The organism is Acinetobacter sp. GN11, from assembly GCF_054823985.1.
The window spans coordinates 1-19,656 of sequence record NZ_JRVL01000041.1; the positions used below are offsets into that span (position 1 = coordinate 1).

The window sequence follows — 19,656 nt, forward strand, 5'->3', positions numbered from 1 at the left end:
TCACAATGCAGCTATCGAAGAGCGTACAAGCACTCAACAAAAAGTGACGTACAACCTATTGCATTAATGAGAGAGAACAGAATGCGCTTAAATACACGTCAAATCGCAATTGCGTTAGCAGTAACTGGGGCAGCTGTAGCAACGACTGCAAATGCAGCTCGTGATACGATTCAAATTGCTGGTTCTTCAACTGTACTACCATTTGCCAGCGTTGTAGCTGAAGAGTTTGGTAATACATTCCCTCAATTTAAAACTCCTGTAGTTGGTTCTGGCGGTTCTTCTGCTGGTTTGAAACAATTCTGTCAAGGCGTTGGCGATAACACAATCGACGTTGCTAACGCTTCTCGTAAAATTAAAAGCACTGAAATTGAAGCTTGTAACAAAGCTGGTGTAAAACAAATTCAAGAAATCAAAATTGGTTACGACGGTATCGTATTTGCGTCTAACTCACATAAAGCAGCTTATAAATTAAAACCTTACCATGTGTTTGCTGCGTTAGCTGCACAGTTACCTTCAAAAGGTAAGTTGGTTCCAAACCCATATACAAACTGGAACCAGATTGATAAATCACTTCCAAACGAACCAATTACTCTTGTAATTCCTGCATCTAACCACGGTACTCGTGAAGTTTTCCAAGAGAAAATGGTTGATGCTGGTTGTGAATCATATGAATACTTCAAGAGCCTAGATAAAGATGCTCAGAAGAAAGCATGTTCGACTTTCCGTAAAGACGGTCGTGTAATTGAAATTGCTGGTGACTACACAGAAACATTGGCTCGCTTAAAGACTTCTCCAAGTGCAGTAGGCGTGTTTGGTTTAAGTTTCTATGATATGAACCGTGACAAGTTGCGTGTAGCTACAGTAAACAACGTTCTTCCATCTGAGAAAACAGTATTGAACGGTACATATCCTGTATCTCGTCCATTGTTCTTCTACGTGAAAGGCGAACATTTAAAATCAGTTAAAGGCTTACCGCAATATGTAGAATATTTCGTAAGCAAAAAAGCAACAGGTAAAGGTTCTAAAGCTGAACGTGATGGCTTAATCGCAATGTCTGATGCTGAACGTGCAAAAGTATTGGCTGACTTTAAAGCAGGTAAAACTGTTAAATAAGTTAGTTTGAATAGGGGCTGGTGATCTTGAGAGTTCATCAGCCTTTTTGTCTAACTTGTTTTTTCCAAATTATGACAATTGAGAAAACAGTGGAGAGTACATGAATCTGCTACTTATCGGTGTGTTGTTAGCCCTTGTGGCAATCGCATATCAACTTGGGCTAAGAAAGAGCCGTAGCCTAGCAGGTAAGGGAAGCAACTCGGCGATGTTACATTCTCGTCCTGGTTATTATGGTGCACTGGTTGGTCTTTGGTGCGGTATCCCTGCTTTTTTAATTTTGATCATTTGGAGCTTGGTTGAACCAAGTATTTTAAACCATATTATTTTTAATAATATTCCCGCGTCTATAAGTGCTTCACTTGATGAAGCTGGCAGAAGTGTATTAGTTGATCGTGTTCAAGCGATTGCTTCTGGTTTTGGGGTAAGTGATAAACCGGCAGCCTATGAATTAGCAGCTGCACAACAGTTCGCAAAATTTCAAACCATTGGCTCTTTTGCCAAATTTGCTGTTGTAGTTTGTGCAGCTTTACTGGGTTTAGTGTGGGCAAAGAAAAAGATTAATCAACAATATCGTGCGCGTAACCAAGTTGAACGTGCCATTAATGTTGCTTTGATTTTATGTTCTGGCGTTGCGATTTTAACAACCATCGGTATTGTGATGTCGATGTTTGGCGAAGCAATGCACTTCTTCCGTTTTGTAAGCCCGCTTGATTTCTTCTTTGGAACAGAGTGGAACCCAGGCTTTAGTACTTCGGGTAATGTTGAAGGCAGTTATGGTTTATTGCCATTGCTTTGGGGCACACTCATGGTCAGCGGCATTGCTTTACTCGTTGCCGTACCAATTGGATTAATGATTGCTATTTATTTAGCTGAATATGCGTCTTCGTCTTTACGCTCATGGGCAAAACCGGCGATTGAAGTTTTAGCTGGTATTCCAACAATTGTTTATGGTGTTTTTGCCATGATGATTATTGGTCCATTTTTCAAGACAGCTGGTGCTTACGTTGGCCTTGAAATTAACGCGACCAGTGCTTTAACTGCTGGTTTCGTGATGGGGATTATGATTATTCCGTTTGTTTCTTCTTTATCAGACGACATTATTACCCAAGTCCCTCGTGCACTACGTGACGGTTCTTTAGGACTTGGAGCAACGAAGTCAGAAACAATTCGTCAAGTTGTTTTACCTGCTGCGTTACCGGGTATTACGGGCGCCTTTTTGTTAGCTGTTTCTCGTGCCGTAGGGGAAACCATGATTGTGGTTTTGGCAGCAGGCAACAGCCCACTTTTACATGCAAATCCATTTGAAGCTGTTTCGACAGTGACCGTTACGATCGTAAAACAGTTAACTGGTGATACTGACTTTGCCAGCCCACAAGCTTTGGTTGCATTCGCGTTAGGTCTGACACTCTTTGTGATTACCTTATGTTTAAACATTGTTGCACTGTACATTGTGCGTAAATACCGTGAGCAATACGAATGAGTACATCAAATACATCGTCTCCTATGGATCAGAACGTATTTGATCCAAAAGCTGCTGCTGAATCACGTGAACGACGTAAACAGGTCATCCAAAAATCTTTGGCTAAGCGTCACCGCAAAGAAAGAGCTTTTCGTTATGCTGGTTTCTCGGCAGTCGTAATTGGACTTGCATTCGTTGCGCTATTGTTTAGCAGTATTTTGGCAAAAGGTTTACCTGCTTTTTGGCAAACAAGCATGAATGTTCCAATTTACTTCGATCCGAAGGTGATTGATGCAGGTCCTTTACCTGTTCGTGGGCAGGGGGAAACACCTGCGCATTATCAAGAGCGTTATATCGACTGGCAAACCAAAATGGGTATGGTGGATTGGGACGGTATTATCGTAAATGGAATGATTGCTAAGGACCCAGCACTTGCTAGTCAACGTGATCATTTAAGTAGTCTTTATGCAAGTTCTGAGGCTTATCGTTTACGTGACATGGTTTTTGCAGACCCATCACTCATTGGTAAAAAAGAAAATATTAATTTCTTGGGTGATGCCAATGTCGATGTCTGGTTAAAAGGTAATATTGACCGTTCATTGCCAGATGATCAGCAGCAACTTGAACCTGAAGTTCGTAAACTTGCAGATGATTTAAAGGCAAAAGGTGTTCTTGAAAATACGTTCAATTTGAACTTGTTTAAGAATCCGGACTCTCGTAGTTCACCAGCAATTAGTGGTCTTGCAGGTGCATTCATGGGTTCATTGTTTATGATGCTGATTGTGATCATTATTGCAATTCCGATTGGGGTTGCCAGCGCAATCTATCTTGAAGAATTTGCTCCAAAAAATATTCTTACAGACATTATTGAAGTCAATATCAATAACCTTGCTGCTGTTCCTTCAATTGTGTTTGGTTTACTCGGTGCAGCAATTTTTATTGGCTGGATGCATTTACCTTTATCTGCTCCGTTTGTCGGTGGCTTAGTTTTAAGTTTAATGACATTACCAACCGTCATTATTACGACACGTGCTTCATTAAAAGCAGTGCCACCTTCTATTCGACAAGCTGCACTTGGTTTGGGAGCTTCTAAGTTTCAGACTATTTTCCACCACGTTTTACCATTAGCTTTACCAGGCATTATGACAGGGTCGATTATTGGTGTTGCCCATGCGCTTGGTGAAACTGCACCTTTACTTTTAATTGGAATGAGTGCATTCGTTGCAAGTATTCCAACAACTCCATTTGATCAATCAACGGCTTTACCTGTCCAAGTTTACTTATGGCAAGGTAATGAGTTGCGTAACTTCTTCGAAGGCCGTACTGCCGCTGCGATTATCGTACTACTTGCACTATTGATTGGTTTAAACAGTCTTGCAATTTGGTTACGTAAAAAGTTCGAAGTGCGTTGGTAATAGAGGATAAATTATGAATACTATTGATATTACGAATTCCTTAGAAAAGGATAAGTTAGTGAACACTGAACAATCTCAATTTACAGATAAATCGCAGAATCATGGCACTTCGTATGTTTCGCATTTTGAACCACACACTTCAAAAAAGCAGAACTCAACCGAAATCAAAATTAGTGCACAAGATGCCCATGTTTATTATGGTGATTTTGAAGCGATTAAGGGTATTGACCTCGATATTTATCAAAACGAAGTTATTGCCTTTATTGGACCTTCTGGTTGTGGTAAATCGACCTTTCTTCGTACGATAAACCGCATGAATGACACCATTGATGGTTGTCGTGTAACAGGTAAGATTACACTCGATAACCACAATATTTATGATCCGAACCTTGATGTCGTATTATTGCGTGCTCAGGTTGGTATGGTATTCCAAAAGCCAAACCCGTTCCCTAAAACTATTTTTGATAATGTGGCGTATGGCCCGAAACTTCATGGTCTAGCGCGTAATAAATATGATCTTGAAGAAATTGTTGAAAATAGCTTGCGTAAAGCGGGTCTATGGGACGAAGTGAAAGATCGTTTAAATCAACCGGGTACTGGTTTATCGGGTGGTCAGCAACAACGTTTATGTATTGCCCGTACCATTGCAGTAAGTCCTGAAGTGATTTTAATGGATGAGCCATGTTCTGCGCTTGACCCAATCGCAACAGCAAAAATTGAAGAATTGATTTCTGAATTGTCGAATCAATATACAATTGTCATTGTGACTCACTCAATGCAACAGGCGGCACGTGTGTCTGATCGTACTGCTTATTTCCATTTAGGTGATTTGATTGAAGTTAACTCAACTGAAAAAGTCTTTACTCAACCAGACCATCAGTTGACGGAAGCCTATATTACTGGACGATTCGGTTAACTAATCATCCATACAAAAAAAGAGCCATGTGCTCTTTTTTTTATTTTATAAATGAAAATGAATCTATTTTGCAAAAACGCTATTGAATTTTGGTCAAAAGGACCACATCTTAAGGCTATAAAAGATAACTTATGAGCTTAGAATTTTATGTTATTCCATTTGCCTAAACTCCCTGCAGAAATACGTGTTAGTCATTTAAATGCACGTGTAAATGAACAGAGAAAAAAAATTGCACAAACAACTGCAAGCCGTTTAGAACTTTTACAATTGGCTCAACAACTTGCTAAAGAAGCTAGAATTCGCCGTAAAAATAACCAGAAAATCTTTGTTTTAGATTTTAAGGGTGATATTCAAGCTTCAGCAGTTGAGAACATACGAGAAGAAATTACCCTCATTTTAGCAACTGCTAAAGCAGGTCGTGACCGTGTTGTGGTTCGCCTTGAAAGCCCTGGTGGCATGGTACATGGCTATGGTCTAGCAGCAGCTCAATTGGTACGCTTACGCGATGCAGGTTTCCATCTGACGATTTGTGTAGACAAAGTGGCAGCAAGTGGCGGCTACATGATGGCATGTATCGCGAATGAAATTATTACAGCGCCATTTGCTATTGTGGGTTCAATTGGTGTGGTTGCTCAGGTTCCAAATTTTAATCGTCTTTTAAAACAACACAATGTGGATTTTGAGCTTTACACAGCAGGGCAGTATAAGCGTACTGTGACCATGTTTGGTGAAAACACCCCTGAAGGTAAAGCGAAGTTCGAAGAAGAGCTTCAACAAACTCATGTGTTATTTAAACACTTTGTTGAAAAGTATCGACCACAACTTAATGTTGATAAAGTTGCTACAGGTGAACATTGGTATGGTGAAGATGCGCTTAATCTGAACCTTGTTGATAAATTACAAACATCTGATGAATATCTATTAGCTTTATTACCACAACATGATGTCTATGTAATTAACACACGTAAGAAAGCAACCTTGGGTGAAAAGTTAGGTTTGCAAGCGGCACAAATGGCAGATAGCTTGATTCCCGCTGTAATGAATAAAGTTGTAGATAGCTTGGCCAAAGCCAATTCAACCTTAGTTCAAATACGCGATACTAGATTTTAATTAAGCTAAATTTTGAAATAGAGAGTGCCTACATAGGTGCTCTTTTTTTATGTGAGTGATGAAAGAAATTTGATTAATATTTGTTTAAGTTTCAATTGTAAAAGTTATAGTTAACTTTTCACTTTTGAGCTTTTGTGATGTCAAAAACATGGTCACACATTGATATTCTGATACGCATTTTACATATCATTATTATACTTGGCTTTATTGGTGCTTACTTTACCGGAGACAATGAAGATCTGCACCAAGTCCACATGATGTTTGGGTACATACTTCTTATTAGCATTACCGTGCGAGTGATCTGGCACTTTTTGAGTCCACATATTTCAAGTACAACACCGTTTGGCATTAAAAAGCGAAGTAGTGTGGCAATAAGTGCGATCAAAAAATCTTTAAGCCATGCAAAATTTAAGACGATTTTTTCTAAAAATTCAATTCATTCAATCAGCATTGCACTTTTTCAATTTTCAATTGTACTTATTTTTCTCGTAATTCCAATTGTGGTGGGACTAGGATATGCGACTGAGCATGTTAATTTTTCTTTGAAAGACTTACATGAATTTTTTGCAAACTTGTTTTTAGCGTTGGTTTTGTTGCATGTTTCAACTCTTATTCTAAATAGCATTTTCGCAAAACGTTTTCAGGGCTGGAGCATGCTAAAAATCACCCTATCAGATGCGAAAATAACTAAATTTGCCACTTTATGTCTTTTGATTCTGATAGGTGCTTTTAGCTTTTTTTACTTACAAATGTAAATGATGGCCTTAATATATGAGAAATTTAGTAAATACTAGAACAGGGTGATATTTAAGGTTTATATGAGTTTTATGAGAAATAGATATTTTAATTAAAAGTCAAAAATAATTATTGATAAACATGCTTTTTGAATTGTGATAAACACATGGTTTTGATATTTTAAACAGCAATAAAATAGCTTTTAGATGAATCATTTAAAAAGTTAGACATTTAAAAATATAACTGAAATTCAGGATAGGAAATAATGACAAGAATAATTGTGGCATCCAAAGAGGGTTTGGACGTTCTGCAAGATGGTCAGCTCAATAAAGTGGTTTTAAACCAACCTACTATTATTCAAATTGGTGTAAGTCAAAAAGATATTGCATCAATGGAAAAGCAAGGTGGAAGTCTTATCATCCATTTAAAAAATGGAGAAACTCTTGTTTTAGAAAATTTCTTTAATGAAGCAACAAATACAACAGACCATTCACTTGTTTTTCCGACTGAACATGGAAAATTTGTTGAAGCACAATTCGATGCACAAGGTAAGGTTATAGATTATACAGGTCTAAACCATGTCACAGATTTAGCCTATACAAGCACTAGTCAACCAGCTTCATCAATGGCAGTTGATGATTCTCCAACCTTTTCGATGGGCAATGTGTTAAAAGCTGGCTTAGCAGTTTTAGCTGCTGAAGGTTTATACCTTTGGGCTTTTGATAAAGATGACAAAGATGATTCATCATCGGCGCCAGATTTACTTGCACCTAATCAGCCAACAGCTACTCTGGCTGATGACACTGTTACAGTCACTGGTAAGGCCGAGGCTAATGCAAAGATTTACATTCAGGATGCGAAGGGGCAGATTCTTGCTTCTGGTACTGTCGATAGCAATGGTAATTTTACAATTAAACTTGATAAGCCTTTGGTAAATGGTGAGAAAGTAGCTGTTATTGCACAAGATGCTGCTGGTAATAATTCTAAAGCAGCTGTTGTTACTGGTACTAAAGACACAATTGCGCCAGATGCTCCTCAGGCTCAATTAAATGAAGATGGTTCGATCTTAGATGGTAAAACTGAAGCGAATGCTACTGTAAATGTCTATGATGCTAGCGGAAAATTATTAGGAACTGTAAAAGCAAATTCAGATGGAATTTTTTCTTTAAAACTAACTCCACCTTTGACTAGTGAAGCGGGTGGTAAAGTCATTGCTCAGGATGCTGCCGGAAATAAATCTGAAGCAACTCCGATCTTTGCTGGAAAAGATACTATTCCGCCAGCGGCTCCTTTAGTTGAAGTAAATAAAGAAGGAACAGTGGTTGAAGGAAAGACAGAGGCTAATGCAAAAGTTCAGATAAAAGATGCTGATGGTAAGGTCATTGGAACTGGTACAGCAAATGCGCAGGGTGAATTTCAAATTACGCTTTCTTCTGCCTTAAAAGAGTCACAAAAGGCGACAATCATTGTTGAAGATGCAGCGGGTAATAAATCTAAGCCTTTAGACGTTACTTCTGGTTATGACACTGTAGCGCCAGATAAACCTACAGCTCAAGTGAATGCAGAAGGAACTTCTGTTACTGGTACAGCTGAAGCCAATGCAAAAATAGAAATCAAAAATTCAGCAGATAAGGTTATTGGTACTGGCACAGCAGATGCGAATGGAAAATTTATAATCGCTATTTCTCCTGCTTTAACCGATAGCTCGAAAGGTTCTGTAATAGCAATAGACAGTTCAGGAAATAAATCTACTGCGCTGGAAATTGTTGGTAGTGATAAAGATACTATAGCTCCCGAGAAACCTATTTTTAATAGAGTGGATAATGATAATGGTACGAGTGTAAAACAAATTGCTGCTAACTCAGAAACTGATGATGCAACTCCAAAAATTACTGTCAAAGTTGAAGCTCATGCAACTTTGACTATTTATGATAATGGAGTCGCAATTTCGATCATTAAAGTTGGTCAGGTAGGTGCCAATAATCTATGGTCATTTACACTTGATAAAGATTTAGCTGTTGGAAAACATACCATTACTTTAATTCAAACAGATGCAGCAGGACTTACCAGTGAAGTGAGTTCACCATTTACCTTTTATGTGGTCGCACCAAAAGTGGCGAGTACGAGTGAAATTGTCAGTAGTGATATAAATGAAGTTGTTCCTTCTGTAGCGGATAGTGTCGGGTTAAATACATTAAAGTTAGTGCAAAACACAACCCATGAATCGAATAGTCAGCAGCAAAAATCTGTGCCGTTAGATGATTTATTAAAAAGCTCTTCACCTGATGCTTCTGACCCAATCGCAAAAATTTTATCTGCAACAGAGTCTAAACCAGTGGTGAATGAGCAGATTGACGTAAATAATACAGCTAGTGATGTCACCACTCACCTAGATCAACTTTTACCAAATACGACTTCTTCAGTTTTACCAAACCTTTTAGATCAAACTTATCCGGTAGTTTAAAAACCTTAAAAAAAGCGCTCATTGAGCGCTTTTTTTATTTATGAATGATTTATTTTAGGTGCTTTTATAAGAGCCGCAAGTCCATAGAGAATTGCACCAATTGTTGCTAATAGCATATCTTTATGGGCATCCCACATATCGCCTTGTTGGCCATTATAATTCTCAGCTTGCTCTGGTGATAAACCAATGGCAATCGCCCATTCAATGAGTTCATAAAAAACACTAGATGCCATGACGAACTGGACCACAAGTAAAAACAGAGTGAAAGGCCGTGCTGTAGGTAACCAAACTTGAAAAACTCGATAAATAAGAGGGTAGAGTAAAACACCATAGGCAAGATGAACTAAACGATCATACATGTTGCGGGACCATCCCATGTATTGATCTAGATTAAAATGTAATATGTGTTGAATCCAGTCATTGTACGGAACATATGAATACAGGTAGTGTGCACCGATAATATGGATGAGCAAAAAACCTAAATAGAAAGTAAAACTTAAAAAATCGAGACCAATCTTTTTAAAAATAATAAATAAGAGAAATAACATAAAAACTGTACCCACCTGATGAAGTAAATAAGCTTCAAATTCAAGGGGCTGTATGCCAGACAATATGATAGCAATAAAAATAATGCCAAGAGCAATATAGTGTTTAAGTTTGAATTGTTTTTCGATCATTTTAGAAATATAACTTTATTGTGCTTTATATCAGTGTAATAAAAAAGCGAAGCCGAAGCTCCGCTTTTTATGAAATTTTTAATTAGATTTTGCTAATTAAATCGTTAATTTGTTTAGCTTGTTCAGCTGCATTACCTGTATAAGTTGCAGGAGTAAGTTCAGCTAAACGTGCACGCTCTTCGCTTGGTACTTGAGAAAGTTCATCACCATTTACGAAGTTAACCATCATGTCGCGAGTCATTGCTTGACCACGAGTTAATGCTTTTAACTTTTCATATGGCTTTTCAACGTTATAACGACGCATAACAGTTTGAATTGGCTCTGCTAAAACTTCTTGAGCTTGATCAAGATCTTCAAGTAAGCGGTTTGCATTGAGCTCAAGTTTACCAACACCTTTTAAACATGCATCAAAAGCAATTAAACTTTGCGCAAAACCAACACCCATATTACGAAGTACAGTAGAGTCAGTTAAGTCACGCTGCCAGCGAGAAATTGGTAATTTTTCGCCTAAGTGCGCTAATACGGCATTCGCAATACCTAAGTTACCTTCAGAGTTTTCAAAGTCAATTGGGTTAACTTTGTGAGGCATAGTTGAAGAACCAACTTCACCATCTTTCAATCTTTGTTTGAAGTAACCTAAAGAAATGTAACCCCATACGTCACGGTTAAAGTCGATTAAAATTGTGTTAAAGCGACGTAACGCATCAAACAACTCTGCCATGTAGTCATGTGGTTCGATTTGTGTCGTGTACGGGTTGAATGCTAAACCTAAAGATTCAACAAATGCTTGAGCATGTGCAGCCCAGTCAACATCTGGGTAAGCAGAAAGGTGAGCATTGTAGTTACCTACAGCACCATTGATTTTGCCTAGTAGCTCAACATTTTCAAATTGTTTAATTTGGCGAGCTAAACGGTATGCAACGTTCGCCATTTCTTTACCCAAAGTTGTTGGGCTTGCAGTTTGACCGTGTGTACGAGACAACATTGGTTGTTCAGCGTGAGTCGTTGCCAAAGCAGAAATCGCATTTAAAATTTGCTTCATGCTTGATACTAAAACTTCGCGGCCGTTTTTAAGCATAAGTGCATGAGACAAGTTGTTGATGTCTTCTGAAGTACATGCAAAGTGAATGAATTCACCTGCATTTTGTAATTCAGCGATACCTGCGATTTTCTCTTTTAAGAAATATTCAACAGCTTTTACATCATGGTTAGTTGTACGCTCAATTTCTTTAATGCGGTTAGCATCTTCTTCAGAAAAGTTGCTAACAATTGCATCTAAAGCTGCATTTGTTTCATTTGAAAAAGGAGCAACTTCAACAATTTCTGGACGGTTAGAAAGCGCTTGTAACCAACGCACTTCTACAGTGACACGAGCATGAATTAAACCAAACTCAGAAAGAAAAGGGCGTAGCGCATCACATTTGCTGGCATAACGTCCATCTAATGGTGATAGTGCGGTTAAAGCGTTCATAACGATTCCTTAATGTTGGAATAAACATAAAACAAAAAATAATCTCTTTACAGCCTTAGATGACTTGGTACTGTAAACGAGCAAGTGCCTGAATATCCTGTAGCAATTTACGTTTGCTAAAAATCATGTTCCACGAACTACCACCGAGTTGTCGCCATAAATGGGCCATTTGTAAGCCAGTAAACAGGCAAGCACGGATGCGGTTAGTATGGTTGGTATCTTTAAATGCTTCTGCATTACCACGAACGAGAATGCGAGGGTTAATCTGCCCAGCAGTATCAACATAAGTTTGGGCCAAATTGGCTAAAATGCTTGGGTGTAAGTAGTTATTATCAAAAAAAGAAAGCTGTTTTAAAATCTTTTGCTGAGCTTTTTCAATGATTGCGACGTATTCAGGATTGCTATAGACCTTCTTTTCTAATTGCAAAAGGGACATCGCATATGACATTGGAAGCTTGGCAGTGCCCATTTTTGGAAGGCGAGATTTGGGCATATTTGTAAAAGGTTGAGTAATACAATTTTCGAGGGTTTTAAGCCCCAAAGAAATATCTGCCAACTGATTAAAAAAATCTAATGTTTGAACACCATTGTTGACTGTAGGGCGAATATTTAAACTCGCTTTGATTAACAGCTCAAAATAGAAGTTACCACTTTCACCAATACTCTGCTGACCTGTTAAAGCTGTCATGTGCGTGAGCTGGGTAGCCTGAAATACCCCAGCCAAGGCAAGGGCACGGTTTTGGCGAACATTCAAGGCTTGTGATTGTTGAAATGGTAACTCCACCATGTCATTCATTCCCTTAAATAAAATTTGGTGTAGGGGCATTTGTATGGTGAATGACACCCCCGCCTAAGCAAACTTCATCTGAATAAAATACAACGCTTTGACCCGGTGTAACAGCGCGCTGAGGTTCATCAAACTCAACTCGTACACCGTGTTCACTATTTTCATCAATAAAAACTGTACATGCTTGATCAGGTTGGCGATAGCGTGTTTTAGCTGTACAGCGTAAACCTTCAACAGGAATATTCTGTTCACCAGCCACCCAGTCAATTGACTCACTCCAAAGCTGTGTGCTTTGCATGAGAGGGTGTTCATGTCCCTGACCAATAACGAGGCGGTTATTGGCAATATCTTTATGTAGTACGAACCATGCACCTTCAGCTGCACCTTTCAAACCACCTAGACCAATTCCGCCACGTTGACCGAGCGTATAGTACATCAGACCGTGATGTTCACCAACTTCTTTACCTGTATCAAGTACAATTTTTCCAGGTTGAGCGGGCAAATATTGTTTAAGGAAGTCATTAAATCGACGTTCGCCAATAAAACAGATTCCTGTAGAGTCTTTTTTCTTGGCTGTAGCAAGATCAAGTTCTTCAGCAATTCTGCGGACTTCTGGCTTTTCGATCTCACCTACTGGAAATAGGGTTTTGTTAATTTCTTTACCATGAACAGCATGTAAGAAATAAGTTTGGTCTTTGTTATTGTCTACACCACGTAATAATGGTGCATATGCTTCGCCTTTCGAGTTGTATGCAGTTTCACCACGACGTGCATAATGACCAGTCGCGATAAAGTCTGCACCTAAAGTTATGGCATGATCTAAAAATGCACGGAACTTAATTTCTTTATTACATAAAATATCTGGGTTTGGGGTACGCCCAGCTGCATATTCAGCTAAGAAGAGTTCAAACACGCGGTCCCAATATTCCATAGCAAAGTTTGCTGTATGGAGTTTAATACCGATTTTATCCGCTACTGCTTGAGCATCAGCTAAGTCTTCCATTGCCGTACAGTATTCCGTGCCGTCGTCTTCCTCCCAGTTCTTCATGAAAAGACCTTCAACTTGATATCCCTGTTGAAGTAAAAGTGCTGCAGAAACAGAAGAGTCTACACCACCAGACATACCGACGATGACACGTTGTTGCATAGGACTAGGCATCCAAATGAGAGGTTAATGAGGGAGAGAAAGGGTGCTCATAAATAAGCGCTAGAGGATAATGGTGGCCTTTTATGGCATCTTCAACTGCTTTTAGTACGAGTGGACTACGGGCACGAGCAGATTCTTTAAGCTCATCTGGTGTCATCCACACAGCAGCTACAATACCTGTATCGAGTTGAGGATTATTTTCAACCTGAGTCACATGTGCTAGAAAACAGAAGCGGTAATAGGTACGATCCGGAAACATGGGCGGGGTATACGTATAAATACCAAGCAAGGCATCAATTTCAACATGATGACCTGTTTCTTCAAGTGTTTCTCGAATGGCTGCTTGCGTTAATGACTCACCACATTCCACATGACCAGCCGGTTGGTTAAATACTGTGTGTACAAAACCTTCGCTATGTTCTTCTACAAAAAGATAGCGTCCGTCTTTTTCGACGACTGTAGCAACAGTGACATGAGGAGTCCATGCGGCCATAAAAAAGCACCATGATTTAAAAGACGTATGATACGAAATTTAGGGGTTTTTGGCTACGGTGATCTGCTAAACGATATGAGCAATACTACAAAACCATATCGTTTAAAAAATCAGAATTTTATTGCTGATATTTCATAGAGCTAATTAATCTTGCTCTGCTTGAGCCGCTTTATGATTATTTTGTACTTTCACATAATGTCTTGCCGAATAAGGAAGAAATGCTAATTCTTTTTCGGTTAGTGGTCGCACTTGTTGCACTGGGCTTCCCACATACAAATAACCACTTTTTAAGACTTTGCGCGGTGGAACCAAACTTCCAGCACCAATCATCACATCATCTTCAATAATCACATCATCTAAAACAACAGTATTGATTCCAATTAAAACTCGGTTGCCGATGGTACAGCCATGCAAAGTGACATGGTGTCCGACTGTTACATCTTCACCAATAATAAGAGGTGAGCCATTAGGTTTTGCATCATTTTTATGGCTAACGTGCAACATACAGTGGTCTTGTACATTACTGTTTTTACCAATTTGAATACTATTTACGTCACCGCGAATAACGGCAAAAGGCCAGACAGAAACATTTTCGGCTAAGCTGACTTCACCAACTACAACGGCCATGTCATCGATATAACATGTTGTATCAACTTGAGGACGGTGTTCAAGATAAGGACGTATGTTCTTTGCCATGAGTAGTATCAAAATAAAATTTAGAAGGATTATAAAATAAAAAAGCACTCAGGCTAAATAGCGTGAGTGCTTAATTCAACTATTCAAAAATTAGAATAAGTTGCTGAAGAATTGTTTAACATGGTCGATTAAGCGTGCAAAGAAGCCTGCTTCTTCAACTGGCTTTAATGCAACTAATGGCTTTTCAGCAATTACTTTGCCGTCAAGACTAGCAACAAGTTTGCCCACGACTTGACCTTTTTGAAGTGGTGCATTTAAGTTTGGTTGAACAACTAACTGCGTTTTAATGCCGTTAGCTTTGCCTTTAGGCATAGTCACACTAAAGTTTTCAGCTAGACCAATTTGAACTTCATCTTCTTTACCAAACCACACTTTTGCTTTTGCAAGAACTTGATTGGCTGGTTGAATATTTGCAGTTTCAAAGTTTGCAAAGCCCCAAGACAATAATGTACGTGTTTGGTTGGCACGTTCATTAACGCTATCTGTTCCGAAAATAACGGAAATGAGACGCATCGGACCACGTTTGCTTGAAGTTGTTAAGCAGTAACCCGCTTCATCAGTATGGCCTGTTTTTAAACCATCTACGCTTGGGTCTGTGTAAAGCAAGGCATTACGGTTACCTTGTTTAATGCCGTTAAAAGTAAATTCTTTTTCAGAGTAGATTGGGTAATATCTTGAGCTGTCTTTAATAATATGTTGCGCTAAAACAGCCATATCTTTGGCTGTTGAATAATGGCCTTCTGCCGGTAAACCAGTTGAGTTCATGAACTGGGTATTTACCATACCGATACGTTTTGCTTCCTGATTCATCATGTGAGCAAACGTGCCTTCATTTCCGGCAATATGTTCAGCCATTGCTTTTGATGCATCATTACCTGACTGGATAATAATACCGCGAAGCATTTCTAGAACAGTCGCTGTACCATTTAAAGGGACATACATACATGATTCAGAGCTACTTCCTTTACACCATGCAGACTCGTTCATACGAACCTGCTCATTTTCAGTCAGTTCACCTTTTAATAATTTTTGTTCAATGATGTAGCTTGTCATCATTTTTGTCATTGAAGCAGGTGCAAGCTTTTCGTTTTCATTTTTAGAAGCGAGAATTTGTCCTGTCTCATAATCCATTAATACATAAGACTTATTATTTAATTCTGGCGGAGCTGATAAGACAGTTGCTGCATAAGAAAAACTTGGTAAGAGGAGGAGTGCAGCAATAGCGCTTTTTCGAGTCATTCTAGGTAATTCCAATATCTTGTATGAAGCAGAAGAACCTAGCATTTTAGGATAAAGCAAAGCCGACTTCTATGGGGGAAGTCGGCTTTTTCAAACAGTATTGTAACTCAAGAGTTTTTTACTAATTTAGTTTTGCGATTGATAAGCTTTCACGTCTTGACAAACTAATGTGTTTTGCTCGTTACCAGCAGCTTTTGCATCATTACGCGCTTCTTTTAAGACTTTCTTGAAACTTTTATCTTTAGCACGTTTCTCTAAAGCTGCAACTGGGTCGGCTTCATTTGGTAAATAGTCTTTTACTAAACGTTCATAACCTTGAGCAAAATCAGCATCTTTTTTGCCAATAAGGCTTGGGCAAATTTCAGAAAGTACTTGAATTGCAGCTAATTCTTCAGGAGTTATAGTTTGCTGTGGAGTTACTTCAACAACATTTTCATTTTCGGTTTTCTTTTCAGTTGTTTTCTTCTTATCAGCAGCAAAACCAACTGTTGCCATGCTCATAAGTAAAACCAAAGAGAGCGATTGAACTAAGCTTTTCTTCATAAACATCGATAACCCGAAATAAAATTTTTAAATATGCGGTTAGCTTAACCAATTTAGATTTTAAAAAAATGGAAAAAATGTATTGTTATGTTGGTTTTCTGCTTAATACCAAGCAGAAAACCTCAATAAATCTCTACGCTAAAAGAGCAAAAACTTATTCTTTATAATTGACGATCTCTTCACAGAGTTCATGTTGCTCATGATGATCCATTTCTTTTGCACTTTGCCGTGCTTCATTTAACAAGGTTTTAAACTCTGCATCATTTTGTAGAGTAGTCAGGGTAATTGATTTATCTGAATAGCCGTTTAGATACATCGCAATAATTTTTTGAGTGTTTGACTCAAGTTTTTTATTTGTCCCTACGAAAGCTGGACAAATTTCCTGCAAGACTTGCGTTGCAGCAATATCATCTTTAATTAAACTATCAGCCTCTTGTGTTGAGATATCCTCATCTGCAAAAACCGCTTGCGTACACAATGTGATGCTGATCCCCAATACCTGAAAAAAAGGAGCAAAAGTTTTCATTTCTTCACAATTTTATAATGCTATGGAGGCATAAATATATATAATTCAACAAATAATTCAATTGTGAAAACCTTTAGGTTTATTTGTAGAGAAAGATTTTAGTGAATATTTTAATTGCGAATGATGACGGTGTTTTTGCGCCAGGTATACAGGCTTTAGCTGATGCATTAAAACCACTTGGCCGTGTGGTTGTGGTTGCACCAGAAAGTGAAAGAAGTGGTTTTTCAAGTGCATTGACATTAGATCGACCATTACGCCCAATTCAAATTGCCGAAGATGTATGGGCAGTGAATGGTACACCAGCAGATTGTGTGTATTTATCTATGAATGGTTTGTTTGATTTCGAATTTGACTTGGTCGTAAGTGGAATCAATAGTGGTGCAAACTTAGGTGATGATGTTTTATATTCTGGAACAGTCGGTGCTGCATTTGAAGGTCGTTTAATGAAGCAACCCGCAATTGCTGTTTCTTTAGCTGGCCCTAATGTGCGCGCTTATAACGATAAAGAAGATTATGCTCAGGCTGCACAGTGGGTTCATGATTTTATTGCAAGTGGGCTTCCAGCTTTGCCTCCACGACATATCTTTAATATCAATATTCCTGATGTGCCGCAGTTACAAGGGTCACAAATTACTTATCAGGGACGTCGTGCTCAATCTAAGCCTATTACCAGCCATGTCGACCCAAGAGGACGTCAAGTTTACTGGATTGGGTTGGCAGGAGAGGCGGTTACAGATCCAGAGCGTGTTTCAAGCCAGATTCAATCGGATTTTTTTGCGGTAGCAAACGGATATGTCAGTGTTACCCCTATTCAAATGGATGCTACAAATTACGCCGTTTTAGAAGAACTACAGGTCAGTTTGAGTCAATAATCTGCTTCGAATGTTATAACTTTGTGAATAAAGAAAAAGAGGAACGTGTTTCCTCTTACTTTTTTGGTACTCTTAGCCGAAATGATTTGTAGCATTTAGTGAGGGAGATCGATGCATTTAATTGGGCAACAAAGCAAGCTGAATATCCAAAAAGACAAAATAATGAAAATTATGCTGTTATCTGTAGCTGTAGGTTTTACCGTGGCTATGGCTGGATGTGCTTCTAAACCACAAATTAATAATAGTTCTCGCTATGCAATGGCTCCTAACTATTACACAGTTCGTTCAGGTGATACTTTAAGTGGTATTGCAATGCGTTATGGTCTGGACTATATCAGTATTGCTGAAATGAATGATATTCCTGCGCCATATCGTATTTATGTCAATCAATCTTTGCGTTTGAAGAAAGGTTCTTCACCAAGAACAGTGTCTACGCAAGTCATGGCACAGCCTGAACAAATTAAGCGTCAAACCATTGCTCTACCAACAACACAGCCAGTTACTCCAGTAACTCAGCCGTCAACAAATACTACAGTGGCATCAGTTGCACCAAATTCGAGCTTACGTTGGATAAAACCGACTAACGGACCAGTAATTCAAGGGTTTAATTTGGCAAATAATGTCAAAGGAATCCGTTATGGTGGAAATCAGGGTGATCCTATTTATGCCGCAGCCGACGGTCAAGTCGTCTATGCAGCAGATGGTTTAAAAGAATACGGAAATCTGGTTTTAATTAAGCATATTGATGGTTACATCAGTGCGTATGCCCACAATAGCAAGATGTTGGTGAAAAGCGGAGATAATATAACCGCTGGACAAAAAATTGCCGAAATGGGGTCTACTGGAGCATCTCAAGTCATGCTCGAATTCCAGATTCGTTTGGATGGAAAACCGATTAATCCTATAAATCTTTTACCAAAATAGCTAATGCATAAAACTTAGGTTTCCTCGTATAATGTAATTGGTTGCTTTCATTACAACAATAAGCATTTTTTATAAATTTAAAATTAGATTTGAGGAAACCTATGTTAGATCAGCTTCGTGCGATGGGTGTTTTCGCTTGTGTGGTAGAAAAAAGTTCATTTAGTGGTGCGGCACGTGAATTAGGTATTACAACAAGCGCGGTGAGCCAGCAGATTCGCTCGCTTGAGAATGAAATGGATGTAACTCTATTACATCGCTCCACTCGTAAACTTAGTTTGACAGAAGCCGGACAGGCTTTTTTTTCAAGCTGTCAAGAGATGTTGGCGGCCGCTGAAAGGGGAAAAATCAGAATTAATGAATTGAGGGATGACTTAATCGGGGATTTGCGTATTGCAACAACTCCTGATTTAGCAGTTCAACATCTCATTCCTGCATTATCTCACTGGATGTCGGCTCATCGCGGTTTATCTGTGCATTTCGAAGTTGGGCATCGCTATATCGATTTGATTGAAGAGCGCATTGATATTGCAGTCCGTATGAGTTCTACTCCGGTAGAAGAGAGTAGCTCTATTATTCCGATGGCTTTTGTAGATCAAATTTTGATTGCTTCTCCAAGTTATCTAAATCAGTCTAGTCCAATTGTGCATCCTAATGATTTAAAAGATCATGAGTTGTTGTCGATTAATGTCATGAATGACTCACGCCATTTTACTTTTCAACATGTAAAAACAGGTGAAACCCTTAATATTGAAATGCAAAGCCGTTTGCAGAGCAATCATTTACAAGTTGCAAAAGCGTTATGTCAGCAAGGGCATGGTATTGCACGAATTTTATATCTGGACGCTCAAAAAGAATTAAAAAATGGTTCTTTGATTGAACTTATGCCAGATTGGAAATTACCAACGTTTACATTGTATGCAGAGGTTGCCAAGCATGAACAGCAGCCAATGAAAATTCAACGTTGTGTTGAAGCACTTAAACAATATTTTAGCCAGTTAGCAGGTGGTCGAGCGATTCAAATCGTTCGTTAATTTTGTAAGTCTAAAAGTAAAAAAGGGCCTGTAGTTTA

The 19,656-nt window shown here is 38.7% G+C and carries 19 protein-coding genes; 10 read left to right on the top strand and 9 right to left on the bottom strand.

The annotated features are described in order from the left end of the window. Nucleotides 1–81 precede the first annotated feature (81 nt). The 7 genes from NL42_RS05395 to blp2 all read left to right on the top strand — a co-directional run bounded on the left by NL42_RS05395 (nt 82) and on the right by blp2 (nt 9,212). Entirely contained in the window at nt 82–1,113 is a 1,032-nt protein-coding gene (locus NL42_RS05395) for a substrate-binding domain-containing protein (protein WP_016137443.1), read from the top strand. A 100-nt stretch (nt 1,114–1,213) separates the two neighbouring features. After that, the gene (gene pstC / locus NL42_RS05400) at nt 1,214–2,593 is read left to right on the top strand and encodes a phosphate ABC transporter permease subunit PstC (RefSeq protein WP_016137444.1); all 1,380 of its coding nucleotides are present in this window, start codon (nt 1,214–1,216) and stop codon (nt 2,591–2,593) included. Next, nucleotides 2,590–3,987, top strand: a complete 1,398-nt coding sequence (pstA, locus tag NL42_RS05405; RefSeq protein WP_016137445.1) for a phosphate ABC transporter permease PstA — start codon at nt 2,590–2,592, stop codon at nt 3,985–3,987. Before pstC ends, pstA begins: the two co-directional genes overlap by 4 nt. 13 nt (nt 3,988–4,000) lie before the next feature. After that, nucleotides 4,001–4,903, top strand: coding sequence for a phosphate ABC transporter ATP-binding protein PstB (gene pstB, locus NL42_RS05410; RefSeq protein WP_016137446.1), 903 nt, complete (start codon nt 4,001–4,003; stop codon nt 4,901–4,903). A 147-nt stretch (nt 4,904–5,050) separates the two neighbouring features. Beyond that, a complete protein-coding gene (sohB, locus tag NL42_RS05415) occupies nt 5,051–6,013 on the top strand; it encodes a protease SohB (protein WP_461312027.1) in 963 nt (320 codons plus the stop codon). 137 nt (nt 6,014–6,150) lie between these two features. Beyond that, nucleotides 6,151–6,768: a cytochrome b/b6 domain-containing protein gene (locus NL42_RS05420; protein WP_461312028.1), complete on the top strand. Its 618-nt coding sequence runs from the start codon at nt 6,151–6,153 to the stop codon at nt 6,766–6,768. Nucleotides 6,769–7,013: 245 nt separating this feature from the next. Then, a complete protein-coding gene (blp2, locus tag NL42_RS05425) occupies nt 7,014–9,212 on the top strand; it encodes an Ig-like repeat protein Blp2 (protein WP_461312029.1) in 2,199 nt (732 codons plus the stop codon). A 38-nt stretch (nt 9,213–9,250) separates the two neighbouring features. Here blp2 and NL42_RS05430 read toward each other — a convergent pair whose 3' ends face one another. The 9 genes from NL42_RS05430 to NL42_RS05470 all read right to left on the bottom strand — a co-directional run bounded on the left by NL42_RS05430 (nt 9,251) and on the right by NL42_RS05470 (nt 16,791). Then, a complete protein-coding gene (locus tag NL42_RS05430) occupies nt 9,251–9,889 on the bottom strand; it encodes a DUF2238 domain-containing protein (RefSeq protein ID WP_461312030.1) in 639 nt (212 codons plus the stop codon). A gap of 82 nt (nt 9,890–9,971) precedes the next feature. Continuing rightward, complete coding sequence (gene purB / locus NL42_RS05435) at nt 9,972–11,360, bottom strand: adenylosuccinate lyase (RefSeq protein WP_252612398.1); 1,389 nt, start codon at nt 11,358–11,360, stop codon at nt 9,972–9,974. A gap of 55 nt (nt 11,361–11,415) precedes the next feature. Further along, on the bottom strand, nt 11,416–12,147 hold the full coding sequence (hflD, locus tag NL42_RS05440; RefSeq protein WP_004643577.1) for a high frequency lysogenization protein HflD: 732 nt from the start codon (nt 12,145–12,147) through the stop codon (nt 11,416–11,418). A gap of 13 nt (nt 12,148–12,160) precedes the next feature. After that, nucleotides 12,161–13,294 (bottom strand): tRNA 2-thiouridine(34) synthase MnmA, encoded by a 1,134-nt coding sequence (gene mnmA / locus NL42_RS05445; RefSeq protein WP_252612399.1) that lies wholly within the window; start codon nt 13,292–13,294, stop codon nt 12,161–12,163. 4 nt (nt 13,295–13,298) lie between these two features. Continuing rightward, entirely contained in the window at nt 13,299–13,787 is a 489-nt protein-coding gene (locus NL42_RS05450; RefSeq protein WP_016137452.1) for an NUDIX hydrolase, read from the bottom strand. Between the two features lie 144 nt (nt 13,788–13,931). Beyond that, nucleotides 13,932–14,483 (bottom strand): gamma carbonic anhydrase family protein, encoded by a 552-nt coding sequence (locus NL42_RS05455; RefSeq protein ID WP_009393468.1) that lies wholly within the window; start codon nt 14,481–14,483, stop codon nt 13,932–13,934. Nucleotides 14,484–14,573: 90 nt separating this feature from the next. Continuing rightward, a complete protein-coding gene (dacC, locus tag NL42_RS05460; RefSeq protein WP_446089846.1) occupies nt 14,574–15,722 on the bottom strand; it encodes a D-alanyl-D-alanine carboxypeptidase PBP5/6 in 1,149 nt (382 codons plus the stop codon). A gap of 126 nt (nt 15,723–15,848) precedes the next feature. Continuing rightward, a complete protein-coding gene (locus tag NL42_RS05465) occupies nt 15,849–16,271 on the bottom strand; it encodes an MCR_0457 family protein (RefSeq protein ID WP_111854424.1) in 423 nt (140 codons plus the stop codon). Between the two features lie 148 nt (nt 16,272–16,419). Further along, nucleotides 16,420–16,791 (bottom strand): MCR_0457 family protein, encoded by a 372-nt coding sequence (locus NL42_RS05470; protein ID WP_016137456.1) that lies wholly within the window; start codon nt 16,789–16,791, stop codon nt 16,420–16,422. Between the two features lie 101 nt (nt 16,792–16,892). Here NL42_RS05470 and surE point away from each other — a divergent pair, with 101 nt between their 5' ends. From surE to NL42_RS05485, 3 genes are all read left to right on the top strand, one after another. Further along, a complete protein-coding gene (gene surE, locus NL42_RS05475) occupies nt 16,893–17,663 on the top strand; it encodes a 5'/3'-nucleotidase SurE (protein WP_446089848.1) in 771 nt (256 codons plus the stop codon). A gap of 111 nt (nt 17,664–17,774) precedes the next feature. Further along, the gene (locus tag NL42_RS05480) at nt 17,775–18,587 is read left to right on the top strand and encodes a peptidoglycan DD-metalloendopeptidase family protein (RefSeq protein WP_461312031.1); all 813 of its coding nucleotides are present in this window, start codon (nt 17,775–17,777) and stop codon (nt 18,585–18,587) included. 101 nt (nt 18,588–18,688) lie between these two features. Then, nucleotides 18,689–19,618, top strand: coding sequence for a LysR family transcriptional regulator (locus tag NL42_RS05485; protein ID WP_461312032.1), 930 nt, complete (start codon nt 18,689–18,691; stop codon nt 19,616–19,618). Nucleotides 19,619–19,656: the final 38 nt, after the last annotated feature.